Consider the following 14,591-nt stretch of genomic DNA (forward strand, 5'->3'; position numbering starts at 1 on the left):
CTGTTTTAGTGACCGGATGGAGCAGTTAATCCTACTTTTTCTACAAGTTGATTACTCTCTTCGTTCAATCCGACAATTGAAACCGTTTTGTTTAGCTTATTATATTTTTCTTTTACTTTAGCTATTGCCGTTACGGCAGATTGATCCCAAACGTGTGCGTGTTTGAAATCAAAAACAATTTGTTCTGGGTCATTAACATAATCAAAACTATCGATAAAATGTGTAGTGGAGGCAAAGAATAATTGTCCGGAAACAGTATATACTTTTGTTCCATTCTCTTTAATCGATGAAGAAATTTTAATACGAGCCATTTTCCAACCAAAAACAAGAGCACTAATTACAACCCCTGCAATTACTCCCTTTGCTAAGTCATGTGTATAGACTACGATACCCACTGTTGTTAACATGACAAACGCATCACTTCTAGGGATTTTCGTTAACTCTCCAATAGATTGCCAATCAAAAGTACCAATTGCAACCATAATCATAACCCCAACTAATGCAGCCATTGGAATCATTGCTACGATATCCCCCATAACAATGATTAAAAATAGTAAAAACGCTCCTGCTGTTAGAGAAGACAGTCGGCCTGTCCCACCAGATTTCACGTTTATAACAGATTGGCCAATCATTGCACAACCAGCCATTCCGCCAAAAAATCCAGTTATGACGTTCGCAATTCCTTGTCCTCTTACTTCTTTGTTCTTATCACTCTTTGTTTCTGTCATTTCATCAACAATTGTTGCTGTAAGAAGGGATTCAAGCAACCCAACGATTGATAATGTAACAGCATAAGGTAGGATAATCATAAATGTTTCAAAAGTAAACAAAATATCTGGAACGGAGAAGAGTGGAAATGTACTCGTGATAGTTCCCATATCCCCCACAGTTGATAGACTGTTAAAACCTCCAAAAACCGCTACTGCAGTCATAACAATGATTGCTACTAAGGCAGAAGGTACAGCTTTGGTCAAACGAGGTAATAAATAAATGATTGCTAATGTAGCACCGACAAAAGCATACATAACCCATGTAGCCCCTATGAAGTGCTCTAGCTGTGCGACAAATATTAAAATAGCCAATGCATTAACGAACCCAATCATAACGGAATGTGGAATGAATGTGATAAAACGCCCAAATTTTAATACACCTAGTAAAAATTGAATAACACCAGTTAAAATGGTTGCCGCAAACAAATATTCTACGCCGTAGTCTGCTACTAATGTGACCATTAATAAAGCCATTGCTCCTGTTGCAGCAGAAATCATACCGGGTCGTCCACCGACAAAAGCTATTATAACCGCAATACAAAATGATGCATATAAACCTACCATAGGATTTACGCCAGCAATAATGGAAAAGGCAATTGCTTCTGGTATTAAAGCAAAAGCAACTGTTATCCCCGCTAAAACGTCTCCTCTAATATTTCCAAACCAAGTACTCGACAACTGTTCCCACCTCTTTGATGTTATATTTTTTTGATTTTCGACTCTCACGAAAATCAGACCGTTGCACACAAGAGAGAATTATACACATAATTGACACATTTTCATAGTGTGAAAAAGTACAATGAAAGCGTTTGTTCCTGTAATTAGATGCTATATCCTTTGTTATCCTGTATTTTTTGTTCATGAATAGATTTTGTTTCACAAGTGTTCTAATCGTTCTTATCGATGATTGAAAACTTATGCTACTATATAAACAACTTTGTTTTGGGAGTGAAGTCATGAAGGATTATATAGGCTATTTACGTAACATGGTCGGAAATAATAAAGTAATTATGGTTGCAGCTGGAGTGTTTGTTTTTGACGAGGGGGAAAGGCTTCTTCTTCAATTGCGTTCTGACTATCATGTGTGGGGCCATCCTGGTGGTTATATGGAGATAGGAGAAACAATTGAAGAAACAGCCAGGAGAGAAACATTTGAAGAAACGGGCTTAAAACTTGGAAAGTTAGAATTGTTTGGTATATACACAGGCCCCCTTCAGGAAAGAGTGCTTCAAAATGGGGATCAAATTGCACACGTGAAGGTAATTTTTACGTGCCGTGAATTTGTAGGGACTTTACATAAAGATAACGATGAATCATTAGACCTTCAATTTTTTCCATTAAATCAATTGCCAGACATATGGAAAGATCAAATAATGGAATTTGACGATTTGCTATCTGGACAACAAGGGCCTTTTATAAAGTAAGCATAGGTTTTTCAATTTTCCTTTTTTTGTTTTATCCTAGATAAAGAGCAATATATATAAATGGAGGAGGGGTCTAATGAGTGAAAAGGTTCAAATTAAAGTAAATGACAATGGTTCGATTCGGGTTACTGGGGATGTTGAGATGATTGACAGTGAGGGAAACGTGTTTGAAACGAAAAAAAGCTTTTCTTTATGTCGATGTGGTCATTCATCTAAAAAGCCATTTTGTGATGGAACTCATAAACAAATCGGCTTTGATAGTAAACCGAGAGCTTAATAAAAGGAAAAAACAACTCCGTAACTCTATAGTAGAGGACGGAGTTGTTTTTTAATACTTATTAAATTCCGTTTTGATTTGTGTTAAATGAGTTCTAGATGCATCTCTTAATTCACTCATTAAACGTTTAACATCCTGTGGCAAATCGACTCGATTTACAAATTTTCCGTACATAGAAATATTATTTATCTCATACCTCATTTCTGCTCTAAACGCTTCATCTATTGTTTCAGGTACTGTTAAAAATGTAACAACATCATTGTTATTTCTTGGGATAGGGATATTGTGCTTTCTGAACATGGAGTACAGTTCTTGAATATTTCTTTTGTTTGCATATTCCAATTGAGAAAAAGGTCGTATTCCTCTGCCAAATTGTTCTAAAACTACATCGTAACGGGTCTGAGCTAAATATTCATCTTGAATTGCGTAATGCAATGCTTCTTCTAACGTAATATTTTTATCCTGTAGTGCACCTTTTGCTCCATAATTATGTGGTATATTATCCGCTGAAATGTTGCCTTCGATTGGTATACATAACAATAAAAATGATATAAATGCTGATATTTGTATTCTTCTCATTATTTATCTCCCGTCCTTTTCCAAAAAGTTATGGTTAGTTTGTGTTGAACTATATAAGCTCATGCATGTACTTGATAAAAATAAGAAGGTAATTTGAAGCAATAGTAGAATTAAACTTAATAAATGATTCAAGAGTTAAAATGTGCACTTATTCAAAGTCATAATAAAAGGATGTGTTTGGGTGAAGGTCGTGGTCATTTCCGATACACACATGCCAAAAAGAGGGATGAGGTTCCCTCAAACTCTTCTGAAGGCTCTTTCTGATGCCGATCTAATAATTCATTTAGGTGATTGGTTATCAATTGATGTTTACGAAAAATTGAAGCAATTTGGAAGAATAGAAGGTGTACACGGCAACGTTGACACAGAGGAAATAAAACAATTGTTTCCAGCTAAAAAAATACTAAAAATAAACGAAATTAAGATAGGAATTGTCCACGGGCATGGGGATAAAAAGACAACGGAAAAAAGAGTATTAGAAGCATTTGAGGGGGAAGAGGTTGACTGTATTCTATTTGGCCATTCTCATATGCCATTATTAAAATTTAACAACAAAACGTTGTTATTTAATCCGGGGTCTGCTAAAGATAAACGGAAAATGCCTTATTACTCTTTTGGAATTCTTCATATTGAGGATGACATTCGTGCAGAACATATTTTTTATAAATAGACTATGGTCTTTTAATAGTCATATGGAGGGTAGGTAAATGGAGGAGTTTTTAGGAAATTGCTCCGTTTGTGGTAAAGCCATTTATTGTCGCAATGGTTTTTTTGACGGGGCTACGGAGGATGGACACCTTTATTGTTTTGACTGTGTGGAACAAAACGAGAATTAAATTTAGTTTAATATAATGCACATTATCGTAAAAAGGAGAAGATTATCATGACATTTTCAATAGTAGGTTTTGATCCTAAAACGGGAGAACTAGGAATTGCCGTCCAATCAAAATTTATAGGAGTTGGCTCTGTTGTCCCATGGGCTAAAGCAGGTGTAGGTGCTGTTGCCACTCAGGCTTTAGCTAACCCAGCATATGGTCCAGATGGTTTGGAGCTAATGGAAGAAGGCAAAACCGCTCAAGAAGCAATTGATATTTTAATTAGTAAGGATGAAGGAAGATCAGAAAGGCAAGTTGGAATGGTTGATGCAAATGGAAATGCTGCCACATATACAGGAGAAGATTGTTTATATTGGGCAGGGGGAAGAGCAGGAAAACATTATGCAGCACAAGGTAATATTTTAGTAAACGAACAAACAGTTGAAGCTATGGCTGAAACGTTTGAAAAATCCAATGGCTCTTTAGCAGAACGACTTCTACAAGCATTAGATGCAGGACAAGCTGCAGGAGGGGACAAGAGAGGTATGCAATCTGCTGCTATATATATCGTTAAAGAAAAAGGAGGTTATGCAGAAGCTAATGATCGTTTTATTGATTTGCGTGTAGATGATCACCCAGATCCAATTAAGGAGCTTATACGCATTTATAATCTACATCAACTTTATTTTGGTACAACAAAAGAAGAAAACATTTTAACCATTGATGGAGAAGTAAGACATAATATTGAAAAACATTTACATCGGTTAGGTTTTTTAGAAAATTCCAGTGTGGATAATGAGCAGTTGCATAAAGCCTTAACATCCTTTATTCATATTGAGAATTTTGAGGAGCGAGAATTAGAAAAAGGAAAAATCGATAAAGAAGTACTAGATTTTCTCATCAATAAATAATGTAAATGGAAAAGAAAAAAGTTTGATTCTGGGGAGGAAACGAGAATGTTGAAAAAATGGTTAGCTAGTGTTGGAATTGGAAATGCAAAAGTAGATACTCAGTTAGAAAATGATCATTTACTACCAGGTGGTGAAGTAAAAGGAAAAGTTTTCGTAAAAGGTGGTAGTACAGAACAACAAGTAGATCGCATTCAGCTTTTTGTTATGACAGAAGCAGTTCGAGAAAAAGATGATAGAAAAGTGTATGAAAAAGTTGTGATTGACTCCTTTACGATTGGTGATTCGTTTGTAATTGGAGGAGGAGAAGAAAAGTCATTAAACTTCAATTTCCAGCTCCCTATTCATACGCCGCCAACACTTGGTAGGACAAAAGTATGGATTCAAACAGGCTTGGATGTTCCGAATGCTATTGACCCGAATGATAGAGATTATGTTAAAGTTGATCCACATTCTTCTGTTCAAGTAGTATTGGAAGCTCTAACTAATCACTTAGGCTTTCAACTAAGAAAAGTGGAAATGGAGTATTCGAAGCGTTATAGATATGTCCAGGAATTTGAGTTTTTACCGTCGACAGAGTTCCGTAGAGACTTAGATGAGTTAGAAGCGATGTTCTTCGTTAAACCAAATGGTTTGGAACTAGTCTTGCAAGTAGATAGACGAGCAAAAGGGTTGGGGGGACTATTTGCAGAGGCACTAGATATGGATGAAAGTTTTGTTCGCGTTTCATTTTCTAATGAAGAGTTAGCAGCTGGCAGTAAACCAATTGCCAACCATTTAAAACAAACAATTAAACAATTTTCATAAAAATAAGACCTGTAGATATTAATCTACAGGTCTTATTTGATTCTATTTTATAACGACCAAGAAGCCCCGCCATCATTAGTCTTTAATATAGTTTTCCTGTTATTAGCATCTTCCATTAGTAAATAACCTCTGTTTTCCGTGATAAATTGAAAATGCAAGATTCTTTCCATGTCGTATTCCACTTCTATACGATTCCATTCTGCATCTGATTTTTTTACGGAAAGCTGTTTCCCGTCACTTGAAAACCAAGTGTTTTTATTTAGAAACTGAAATGTAAGACTATTATTTTCGGCAAACTGTTCTGTTAGGCTCCAGCTATTACCACCATCACTTGTTTCAAAGAGTAAATCATATTTTTGATTTCTAGATAAGACGGAAACGTGTAAAACTCCACTGGAATGTGAGAAGAACTTAAGTCCTTGTAAGGATAATTCTTCTGATTGATACTCAGGTGGGAGCGCAATTGTTTGGAAATTCCATGTTTCTCCTCGATCTTCGGTAAGAAATAAGGAAACATGATTTTGTTTATTTAAACCAGCAATCCATCCAGTAGAACCATTAAAAATAAATACGTTTTCCTCTGTATCGTTCGATTCGAGTGTGTATAGTTCTTGACCGTCTTTAATGGGTAAGCGCTTGGACGACCAACTTTTTCCACCGTTGGTTGTTTCATATATTGTTGCAATTTGGTTACCTGATCTAGTGTTTTCTCTCACTAGAAGCCACCCTAATTGTTCACTTACGAACGAAAAAGTAGCAGAATGCCCTGATAAAGAAAGGCTGTTTTCCCATGTGTATCCAAAGTCATCTGTTGAAAATATGTCAAGCTGATCCCTATTAGATGTAATCGCTGCCCAGGCACTTGCTTCAAATGTGTGGAAATCAGACAATTGCTTTGAACTATAGTCTATAGACGGAATCCATGAATCTCCTCCGTTAGAAGTATGATAAATAATTCCATCATCGATTCTGTATCCATTATTTTCATTAACCATTTTTAGCTTTCGTGTTTGATTCAAATCTAACCAGATGGCCTCTTCTTGTTCTACACTATCATGGAAGATGCCATTTATGACGAGCACGTCAGGTTCCTTATAAATGGCTTTATAATTCATTATACGAATAGTACTACCGTAAGGGGGTTTATCCGTATTTTCCCATTTCGTGATAAATTCCGCTATATCATTTGCTTGAAGTCCATTTCTTTGACCGAGAGGAATATTCCATGACTCCCCGTTCCCTGTCTGATCATCGTATAGAAAAACATGCTCACCATAAAAAAGATAAGAACGATAATTTGCGTCTGAAATAAAATTAGTTGTCATTTCATTCCCCAGCATGGAAACAATCATTATTACGTCCTGTTCGTTTGTGTATAGATTTAGATGGAAGCTATCCCCAGTTATAGAACCTTGCCAGCTCTCTTTCACTGTAAAATCAGTAAATTGAATGGCGCTAAGTTTCTCTTGAATATCTGGGTTTTTCTCTAAGAAACTTTCTTTTTCAGCCTGAAAGTGTTCTTCAGTGAACACGATATATTCCTGACTACTATTTACTTCTCCATTAAATACCGACATAAATGCAGATTCTTTTTGATCACTTACTTTATCTAATGTGGCAGGATATTCCTGTCTATTGAAATCTGAATCTGCAGACTCCTCGCTTGCTTGGTCCATACCTGATTCAAAGCTTCCCTTATGCATCGTGGAGTAAAGGATAAAGGAAAATAGGAACACAAAAGCCAAGGTAGCGAATCCACCAGCTATCTTTTTTATGCGAAATTGTTGCTTTTTATGTTTTTCTAACTTTTTAGTGGATGCTAATATAGCAGATAAAATTCGATCATCTGCCTCTTTGTCAAGGTGAGGTTTTGGTAACTGATGTAGTTGTTCTTCTATATGTTTGAATTCATCAAATTTACTCATCAAAAACCCCTCCTTGTTGACTCAAAGATTTTAAAGCGCGATGGTATGTAATTCTAACCTTATTTTCATTCCAATTAAGGATAGATGCGGTTTCTGCAATGGACATTTCTTTAATGCCTCGTAAAATAACAACATCGCGATAATTTTTTCTAAGATTTTGAATGGCATGATAAAGTTCTTTCTTCATTTCAGTAAACTGAACAAAATCTTCCGGTGTTTCTGTAGAAACAGGTTCCAATTTATCATCATATGATTGCTTCTGTACAATTTTGGAACGTTTTCTCTTTCTCATTTCATCAATCGCGGCATTTCTAGCAATGCTAATAAGCCATGTCTTTGGACTTGATGTGCCATGGAAATTATCAATATTTTTTAGTGCACGAATGAACGCTTCTTGAATAATATCTTCCACATCGGAAGTACCTGTAAAGTAAATTAAGTATTGATATATATCGTGTTTATATTGGTGATACCATTCCGTAATTACTTTTTCCCCACTCATCCTATTTCCCCCAGAATTTTGGGTTCTTTAATTAGACGTTTGAACCCTAAAAAGATTTCATACATTTGATAAAAAACTTGCTTTACGTTTGTTTTTCTTAATCTTACGTTAAATGAATAAAAATTTCGACAAAAAATGGAAAATATTAGAGGGGTTATGGATATATAGGCGAATTATTTTTTCGTTTGTAATATATTATTTGTTGCGGTAGCTCGTTTCTCATGGGTAAAATATAAATAGAAGATAACGGTATTCATGATAAACGGAAGGAGGTAGAAGAAGTGAAAAAATTATCCCTTTTATTTATGATAGCAGGGTTCACACTTCTCTTATATTCTGCTTGGAATATTTGGGGAATGAAACAAAATGAACAAAAATCTTTAGCAGAAGCTAAGGAGTTGGTGGGAGCACAACAGAGTAATTCCGAACATAAGGATGGAAAAACGAAAAGTACTATATCCTTTGACGATTTTCATCCGAAAAAAGGGGATGTTATTGGGGTTCTTTATTTACCAGCTATCGATAGCGAGTTGCCTATTATTGAAGGAACGAGTGAAGATGAACTAGAAAGAGGCGTAGGACATTATAGTGATACGGTATTTCCTGGGGAAAAAGACCAAATATTATTGTCTGGTCATCGGGATACGGTTTTTAGAAAACTAGGCGATTTACAAACTGGTGATCAATTAATTGTTGAACTTCCATACGGTACATTCACTTATGAAATATATGAAACAAAAATAGTGGATGCAGATGATACAACTGTTATTGCATCAACATATCCTAATGAAGTATTAACGTTGTCTACATGTTATCCATTTGGATTCGTTGGTGATGCACCAGAGCGTTATATTATTTTTGCCAATCCTGTTAACTAGTGAATGAAATGATATTGAAGCAAGAGAGGATGAAGAAAAAGTATGGTATCCATTTATGATTTTGAACCTACTTTAGCAAATGGAGTAGTCGAACCGCTAAATACTTATCATGAAAAAGTAATACTTATCGTAAACACCGCTAGTAAATGTGGTTTCACTCCTCAATTTGAAGGACTTCAAGAATTATATAAGGAGTATAAGGATGACGGATTGGTCGTTTTAGGATTTCCTTGTGGACAATTTATGAATCAAGAATTTGAGGATGAAAAAGACATTGTACAATTTTGCCAAGTAAACTATGGTGTTGACTTTCCTATGTTTGAAAAGGTTGATGTAAAAGGTAGAGATGCTCATCCTTTATTTCAATTTTTAACGAATGAAAAAAAAGGAATCTTTGGTGGGGAAATTAAGTGGAATTTCACGAAATTTTTAATCGATAGAGAGGGGAATGTAGTAAAGCGATATGCCCCTAACACAAAACCGGAAAAAATCAAAAAAGATATCGAGAAATACATCTAAGAAAAGATGAATGCAAAAAAAAGGAAGGTGCTAAAAGCACCTTCAAATGATTTATTCCATTTGGTATGAGGAATAACAGGTTCATAAAACGAAATTTTAATAAAATAGCTAAAAACCAAGTTGCCACCTATTATGTAAGCCATCTTTAAACCACTTAGAAATAATATAAAGCTTCATTATATAATTCTTCCCAAAATTGAGAAAAATGATTGTTAACATCTTTATTTTTTAATTCATATGTGTTGCCATCAATTTCAATTGCTTCATTACCAACAAAACGGATATCAGCAATTAACTTTCCATGTTCGTTGAAAAGCTGGATTTCCTTGTGGATAGTATCCGACGTAGTTTTCGTTCTTTCCAGTTCCAGTGATTCTGTCACAATTGTAAAACGATTAATAATATTCGGGTTACTCGTTGTATACAGTATATCTTGATGATCAGCTGATTGAGCAGCAATTTTCACTGGTTGTTCTTTTATTAATTCTTTAAATGATAAATCGGAATGATATGTTGTAATGATAATTAATGAAAAAATAACCATTATAAAGACAAATGCAGCAACTTTTTTCATATGAATTCTCTCCGTTAATTTTTGTTTTCCATTTATTAGACGTTTTACCAAAAGGAAAGTTACACAAAAAGGAAAAATTTTTTTAAAAAATTTCTTATTTCCCTTTTTATCGCAAAAAACTTATCATTCAAAATATAAATGATAGTGTAACTTACAATTTGGATTAAATAGTGCATTGCAATTTGGGCAGTTGTTATTGCTATTAAGATATTCATGGACGGTTAAAATGGAATGGCAAAGGCCACAAAAAATATGTTGTTGGTGAAAATGCTCTTTTGGAACAGGGCTTGCAGGATGGTCAGCCAACTCCTCATGACACTCATAACAACTATAATATACATTACAGCAACCCAGTCGAATTGCGATTATATCTTGGTTGGAATGGTAATGTTTACATCTTGTTTGAGGATCCATATTTATCCCATTAACTACAGGATCAGTCATTTTTTTTACCCCTTCTCTTTAAGATTAAAAATCCAATAATAGCAAAATATATGATGAATAGAAAACCGCCATAAACAAAGGTGTTAAGTGCTAATAATATTTCCATTTCCTCTGCTGTTAAATATAGATACAAGCATATAGCTATCCATAGGAAAAGACTAAGTAATCCAATCCTTATCATAAATTACCACCTCGTCTATTTTTACATACAATTTTAAAGTAATTATAAAAGAAAAATAACCCCTAAAAAGAGGTTATTTTTCATGATTATTTTTTCCGTTCTGTTTTCTTTCTTCTAATGCTTCTTCGGTATACGGGTCAATTTCATAAGGTTTTAAATCACCAAATATGGTCATAACATCTTCTGCGTCTAGATCTTCTTCATATTCTTTATGTCGTGGGGTTGGATAAACCATTATATTTTTGCCATCAATATCATTACCAACAAAATTTTCGTAATCTTCTACATACCCTACACGATCATCGGATTCAATATACGTTTCATTATAGTGGTCTGGGGCTACGACGAAATCGGAAGGGGTGTTTGAAGTACCCCATTTAGCTACTTCTTGCCAAGAGTCTTCTGCATCAAATACTTCACCGTCTTTATCATCGAATTCAAATTGTCCAAATGGAGGTTCTAAAACGTCTTCTTCTGCCGGACGTTCCTGTGAGATATAATCTTCAGGTGTATGGTCAATACAATAAGAAGTAGTAGGGAGTGCTTCTAGGCGTTCCACAGGAATATCCTTTCCACATACTTCACATTTTCCATAGGTTCCTTTATCTATAGCTTGAATCGCTTTCTTTATATCCTTTAATTCATCTTCAACGTGTTCATTTAAGGCAATGTCTTTTTCTCTTTCGAAAAGAGCAGTTCCCTCATCAGCTGGATGATTATCGTAACTAGATAATTCACTCATGGATTCATGATAATGTCCCATTTTTAAATCAAAATGATTGTTTGCTTCTAGTCGTTGTTCAATATCTTCTTTTTCCTTCTGCAACTGGGAACGGAAGGTTTGCAACTGTTTTGCTGTAAGCATAATAATCTCCTTCCTATACATTCGTATATGATTATTGTTTGTCGAAAAACGCAAAAACATTAATGCAAATAGAACGCAAATGAGGAAAATAGTGGTGGGAAAATAAGTAGTTAAAATTACTAATCATATGCAGGAAAAAGTAACATATACTAAATAAAGAACTTTTTTGAATAAATACGGAAAAACAATTGACAGAAAATAAAAACAATTTTATACTACGTATTAACCTTAGTTACATTAATTTAATAAAGTGAACTCTTATCAAGAGTGGCGGAGGGATAGGCCCTGTGAAGCCCGGCAACCTTCAAGTATTCGACTTGAAAAGGTGCCAAGTCCTACAGATCAATTTCGATCTGAGAGATAAGAGGAGGATTGTTTTTACACCCTCTTCTTATAATAAGAAGAGGGTTTTCGTTTTTTAACTCCTCTGATTATATCTTCCGTTCGAACTTAAGACGCTTCTGTGTAACAAGGTTTTCTAACAAAATTATTTAAGGAGTGGTTGGATTGACTAATTTTAAAGAAAACTTTGAGCCTGAAACTTTGCTTTTACATGGGGGGCAAGAACCGGACCCTACAACAGGAGCGAGAGCAGTCCCTATTTACCAAACGACATCCTATGTGTTTCGTGATACGGAGCATGCACAAAACTTATTTGCATTAAAAGAAGCGGGAAACATTTACACAAGGATCATGAATCCAACAGTAGATGTATTTGAAAAAAGGCTTGCATTATTAGAAGGTGGAAGTAATGCCGTAGCACTTTCATCAGGAATGGCAGCTATATCCTTTTCCATTTTAAATTTGGCAAGAGCTGGAGACGAAATAGTTGCAGCGACAAATTTATATGGAGGAACGTTTAACTTATTTTCAACGACCTTACCGAAATATGGAATTAAGGTGACATTTGTAGATCCAGAAAATCCAGATAATTTCAGAAAGGCTATTACGCCAAAAACAAAAGCTATATTTGCCGAAACGATTGGTAATCCTAGTTTGCATGTACTTGACATTGAAGCCGTAGCGAATGTTGCTCATGAATATGATATCCCATTAATAATTGATAATACATTTGCAACACCTTATTCCTGCCGTCCTATTGAATGGGGAGCAGATATTGTGGTCCATTCGGCTACAAAATGGATAGGTGGGCACGGTACAACAATTGGTGGAGTTGTTATAGATAGTGGGAAATTTAATTGGAATAACGATAAATTTCCTGACTTTGTTGAACCAGATCGCAGCTATCATAACATACGTTATGGTATTGATGTGGAAGGTGCAGCCTTTGGAACGAAACTAAGGGTCCAATTACTACGTGATTTTGGTGCTTGCTTAAGTCCAGAAAACGCATTTTTGTTCATACAGGGATTGGAAACATTGCATTTACGTGTACCAAAACATAATGAAAACGCACTTGAAATTGCAAAATACTTACAAGAAAATGATGCAGTAGATTGGGTATCCTATCCAGGACTTTCTTCTCATCCTTCCTATAACTTAGCAAAAAAATATTTAACTAATGGAACTGGTTCGATTGTTGTCTTTGGGATTAAAGGGGATCGCGAGGACGGCAGAAGAGTGGTTGACAATATCTCGCTTTGGTCCCATGTGGCGAATGTAGGGGATGCTAAATCCTTAATTATTCATCCAGCATCTACGACCCATCAGCAATTAAGTGCAGAGGAGTTAAAATTAACTGGAGTGACAGAGGAATTAGTTCGATTATCTGTAGGTCTAGAATCGCCTAAAGATTTAATTGCTGACTTAGATCAAGCGATTAAAAAGGCTGTTCAAAAAGAGGTAGTAAAGTAATTTTAAGGGAGCTGAATCGTTTTGCGTATATTAGAAAAAAATATAGTGCAAGAAAAACATATAAGTGGAACGGTTTCGATTGGCTCTTTGTGCTTAGAATCAGGTGAAATTATTGAAAACGCTGTGTTAGCGTTTGAGCGGGTAGGACCACTGAATGCTCCTGTCGTTTTAGTCTGTCACGCCTTAACTGGTGATCAATTCGCTGTTGGTACGGAAGAAAAACCAGGGTGGTGGAGAGGATTAATTGGAGCAAATCAAGCTGTTGATACAGAACAATTTCAAGTTATTACATTCAATATATTAGGTGGTTGTAACGGGTCTACTGGTCCTTTGGCGGTAAATAAGAATACATCAAAACCTTACCGTAGTACCTTTCCTCATGTAACTGTTAGGGATATGGTAAATGCTCAGCGAAAGGCTTTAAATCAGTTAGGTATCGATCATCTTTATGCTGTAATGGGAGGATCGCTTGGCGGAATGCAAGTATTAGAATGGGGCATTATGTACCCGAAGGATATGAAGAAACTATTTGTTTTCGCTGCAACTCCTTTTCTAACCGACTATGGTATTGCATTTAATCGAATTGGAATTGAGGCGATAGAAAACGATCCAAACTGGAAGCAAGGAGAATATAGTAGCGCCCAAGATATTAAAGGATTTGAAATCGCTAGAATGATTGGTATGATCACTTACAGAAGTCCTAGTTTATTTACAGAACGGTTTGCAAGGACAAAATGTCACCAAAACGGGAAAAATCCTTTATATGAAGTTGAATCCTACTTGAGACATCAAGGTGAGAAATTGACGTCCAGATTTGATGCGAACAGTTACTTAACATTGCTTTATACAATGAATGGTCACGATATTGGAAGAAATCGTAACGGGTGGGAAAGTGCATCTAATTTGTATGAAGCGGAAATCATAGCCTTTAGCTATGAAAATGATTTAATCTATACCCCAGAGCTAATGAGTACTTTTGTCAGCAAAGTAAGCAAAAGTCATTACTATCGAATACCGACTAAATTTGGCCATGATGGTTTTTTAGTAGAATTTAATAAGTGGGGGTATTTTGTCAAAGAGCATTTAGAAAACTAAAAAGGAAAGAGAAAATCCTGGTAGTTATAAAATACCAGGATTTTTAATGTAAATACTATATGTAAACTTTTATTTTTAAAATAATGTTTTTATAAAAAGATTGTCATGTTAAAATATATTTTTAAGTACAAAGTCTAAAAACGTTACTTTTTACACTTTTTTATACATATATTACATTTAATTGTTAAAATATGACACTTATTATACAAGTTT

General features: G+C 35.1%; 18 protein-coding genes and 1 riboswitch. Of the genes, 10 read left to right on the plus strand and 8 right to left on the minus strand.

Annotated features, from left to right (window positions below):
* Positions 1-5: 5 nt before the first annotated feature.
* Positions 6-1,448 carry a SulP family inorganic anion transporter gene (locus tag HNQ94_RS16000; protein ID WP_221452592.1) on the minus strand — a complete coding sequence of 481 codons (1,443 nt, stop codon included), beginning with the start codon at positions 1,446-1,448 and terminating at the stop codon, positions 6-8.
* Positions 1,449-1,726: 278 nt separating this feature from the next.
* On the opposite strand from HNQ94_RS16000, the gene HNQ94_RS16005 reads away from it, so the two are divergent.
* Together HNQ94_RS16005 and HNQ94_RS16010 are read left to right on the plus strand one after the other, a co-directional pair.
* Positions 1,727-2,194 carry an NUDIX hydrolase gene (locus HNQ94_RS16005; RefSeq protein WP_246200053.1) on the plus strand — a complete coding sequence of 156 codons (468 nt, stop codon included), beginning with the start codon at positions 1,727-1,729 and terminating at the stop codon, positions 2,192-2,194.
* 76 nt (positions 2,195-2,270) lie between these two features.
* The gene (locus tag HNQ94_RS16010; protein ID WP_174497396.1) at positions 2,271-2,471 is read left to right on the plus strand and encodes a CDGSH iron-sulfur domain-containing protein; all 201 of its coding nucleotides are present in this window, start codon (positions 2,271-2,273) and stop codon (positions 2,469-2,471) included.
* Positions 2,472-2,522: 51 nt separating this feature from the next.
* Here the strand turns inward: HNQ94_RS16010 and HNQ94_RS16015 are convergent, their stop codons facing one another.
* Positions 2,523-3,050 (minus strand): ferritin family protein, encoded by a 528-nt coding sequence (locus HNQ94_RS16015; protein ID WP_174497395.1) that lies wholly within the window; start codon positions 3,048-3,050, stop codon positions 2,523-2,525.
* Between the two features lie 181 nt (positions 3,051-3,231).
* Between HNQ94_RS16015 and HNQ94_RS16020 the strand changes: the two genes are divergently transcribed.
* Genes HNQ94_RS16020 through HNQ94_RS16030 form a run of 4 tightly spaced genes read left to right on the plus strand, consistent with a single transcriptional unit; the run spans position 3,232 to position 5,580 of the window.
* Entirely contained in the window at positions 3,232-3,720 is a 489-nt protein-coding gene (locus HNQ94_RS16020) for a metallophosphoesterase family protein (protein WP_174497394.1), read from the plus strand.
* A gap of 37 nt (positions 3,721-3,757) precedes the next feature.
* Positions 3,758-3,886 (plus strand): hypothetical protein, encoded by a 129-nt coding sequence (locus HNQ94_RS19680; protein WP_260400960.1) that lies wholly within the window; start codon positions 3,758-3,760, stop codon positions 3,884-3,886.
* Positions 3,887-3,933: 47 nt separating this feature from the next.
* Positions 3,934-4,776: a DUF1028 domain-containing protein gene (locus tag HNQ94_RS16025; protein WP_174497393.1), complete on the plus strand. Its 843-nt coding sequence runs from the start codon at positions 3,934-3,936 to the stop codon at positions 4,774-4,776.
* 45 nt (positions 4,777-4,821) lie between these two features.
* The gene (locus HNQ94_RS16030; protein WP_174497392.1) at positions 4,822-5,580 is read left to right on the plus strand and encodes a sporulation protein; all 759 of its coding nucleotides are present in this window, start codon (positions 4,822-4,824) and stop codon (positions 5,578-5,580) included.
* A 47-nt stretch (positions 5,581-5,627) separates the two neighbouring features.
* On the opposite strand, the gene HNQ94_RS16035 is transcribed toward HNQ94_RS16030, so the two are convergent.
* Positions 5,628-7,505, minus strand: coding sequence for a WD40/YVTN/BNR-like repeat-containing protein (locus tag HNQ94_RS16035; protein WP_174497391.1), 1,878 nt, complete (start codon positions 7,503-7,505; stop codon positions 5,628-5,630).
* A complete protein-coding gene (locus HNQ94_RS16040; protein WP_174497390.1) occupies positions 7,498-8,007 on the minus strand; it encodes an RNA polymerase sigma factor in 510 nt (169 codons plus the stop codon). Before HNQ94_RS16040 ends, HNQ94_RS16035 begins: the two co-directional genes overlap by 8 nt.
* Positions 8,008-8,288: 281 nt before the next feature.
* On the opposite strand from HNQ94_RS16040, the gene srtD reads away from it, so the two are divergent.
* Together srtD and HNQ94_RS16050 are read left to right on the plus strand one after the other, a co-directional pair.
* Entirely contained in the window at positions 8,289-8,885 is a 597-nt protein-coding gene (gene srtD, locus HNQ94_RS16045; protein ID WP_246200052.1) for a class D sortase, LPxTATN-specific, read from the plus strand.
* A gap of 42 nt (positions 8,886-8,927) precedes the next feature.
* Positions 8,928-9,404, plus strand: a complete 477-nt coding sequence (locus HNQ94_RS16050; RefSeq protein ID WP_174497389.1) for a glutathione peroxidase — start codon at positions 8,928-8,930, stop codon at positions 9,402-9,404.
* Positions 9,405-9,558: 154 nt separating this feature from the next.
* On the opposite strand, the gene HNQ94_RS16055 is transcribed toward HNQ94_RS16050, so the two are convergent.
* From HNQ94_RS16055 to HNQ94_RS16070, 4 genes are all read right to left on the minus strand, one after another.
* The gene (locus tag HNQ94_RS16055) at positions 9,559-9,978 is read right to left on the minus strand and encodes a hypothetical protein (protein WP_174497388.1); all 420 of its coding nucleotides are present in this window, start codon (positions 9,976-9,978) and stop codon (positions 9,559-9,561) included.
* A 123-nt stretch (positions 9,979-10,101) separates the two neighbouring features.
* The gene (locus HNQ94_RS16060) at positions 10,102-10,422 is read right to left on the minus strand and encodes a CHY zinc finger protein (protein WP_174497387.1); all 321 of its coding nucleotides are present in this window, start codon (positions 10,420-10,422) and stop codon (positions 10,102-10,104) included.
* A complete protein-coding gene (locus tag HNQ94_RS16065) occupies positions 10,415-10,603 on the minus strand; it encodes a hypothetical protein (RefSeq protein WP_174497386.1) in 189 nt (62 codons plus the stop codon). The genes HNQ94_RS16060 and HNQ94_RS16065 overlap by 8 nt, the downstream gene beginning before the upstream one ends.
* 73 nt (positions 10,604-10,676) lie before the next feature.
* Entirely contained in the window at positions 10,677-11,468 is a 792-nt protein-coding gene (locus HNQ94_RS16070; protein ID WP_174497385.1) for a TraR/DksA C4-type zinc finger protein, read from the minus strand.
* Between the two features lie 255 nt (positions 11,469-11,723).
* A riboswitch (SAM riboswitch) is annotated at positions 11,724-11,835 on the plus strand.
* Between the two features lie 140 nt (positions 11,836-11,975).
* On the opposite strand from HNQ94_RS16070, the gene HNQ94_RS16075 reads away from it, so the two are divergent.
* On the plus strand, positions 11,976-13,283 hold the full coding sequence (locus HNQ94_RS16075; protein ID WP_174497384.1) for an O-acetylhomoserine aminocarboxypropyltransferase/cysteine synthase family protein: 1,308 nt from the start codon (positions 11,976-11,978) through the stop codon (positions 13,281-13,283).
* 21 nt (positions 13,284-13,304) lie between these two features.
* Positions 13,305-14,378, plus strand: coding sequence for a homoserine O-acetyltransferase MetX (metX, locus tag HNQ94_RS16080; RefSeq protein WP_221452593.1), 1,074 nt, complete (start codon positions 13,305-13,307; stop codon positions 14,376-14,378).
* Positions 14,379-14,591: the final 213 nt, after the last annotated feature.

The sequence above is a fragment of the Salirhabdus euzebyi genome (assembly GCF_014207435.1).
Taxonomy (GTDB): Bacteria; Bacillota; Bacilli; order Bacillales; family Alkalibacillaceae; genus Salirhabdus; species Salirhabdus euzebyi.

What these genes read in the sequence shown, in the direction of transcription:
- HNQ94_RS16005 (WP_246200053.1), top strand. Translation starts at nt 1,727, where the DNA reads ATGAAGGATTATATAGGCTATTTACGTAACATGGTCGGAAATAATAAA.
- HNQ94_RS16010 (WP_174497396.1), top strand. Translation starts at nt 2,271, where the DNA reads ATGAGTGAAAAGGTTCAAATTAAAGTAAATGACAATGGTTCGATTCGG.
- HNQ94_RS16015 (WP_174497395.1), bottom strand. Translation starts at nt 3,050, where the DNA reads ATGAGAAGAATACAAATATCAGCATTTATATCATTTTTATTGTTATGT.
- HNQ94_RS19680 (WP_260400960.1), top strand. Translation starts at nt 3,758, where the DNA reads ATGGAGGAGTTTTTAGGAAATTGCTCCGTTTGTGGTAAAGCCATTTAT.
- HNQ94_RS16025 (WP_174497393.1), top strand. Translation starts at nt 3,934, where the DNA reads ATGACATTTTCAATAGTAGGTTTTGATCCTAAAACGGGAGAACTAGGA.
- HNQ94_RS16030 (WP_174497392.1), top strand. Translation starts at nt 4,822, where the DNA reads ATGTTGAAAAAATGGTTAGCTAGTGTTGGAATTGGAAATGCAAAAGTA.
- HNQ94_RS16035 (WP_174497391.1), bottom strand. Translation starts at nt 7,505, where the DNA reads ATGAGTAAATTTGATGAATTCAAACATATAGAAGAACAACTACATCAG.
- HNQ94_RS16040 (WP_174497390.1), bottom strand. Translation starts at nt 8,007, where the DNA reads ATGAGTGGGGAAAAAGTAATTACGGAATGGTATCACCAATATAAACAC.
- HNQ94_RS16050 (WP_174497389.1), top strand. Translation starts at nt 8,928, where the DNA reads ATGGTATCCATTTATGATTTTGAACCTACTTTAGCAAATGGAGTAGTC.
- HNQ94_RS16055 (WP_174497388.1), bottom strand. Translation starts at nt 9,978, where the DNA reads ATGAAAAAAGTTGCTGCATTTGTCTTTATAATGGTTATTTTTTCATTA.
- HNQ94_RS16060 (WP_174497387.1), bottom strand. Translation starts at nt 10,422, where the DNA reads ATGACTGATCCTGTAGTTAATGGGATAAATATGGATCCTCAAACAAGA.
- HNQ94_RS16065 (WP_174497386.1), bottom strand. Translation starts at nt 10,603, where the DNA reads ATGATAAGGATTGGATTACTTAGTCTTTTCCTATGGATAGCTATATGC.
- HNQ94_RS16070 (WP_174497385.1), bottom strand. Translation starts at nt 11,468, where the DNA reads ATGCTTACAGCAAAACAGTTGCAAACCTTCCGTTCCCAGTTGCAGAAG.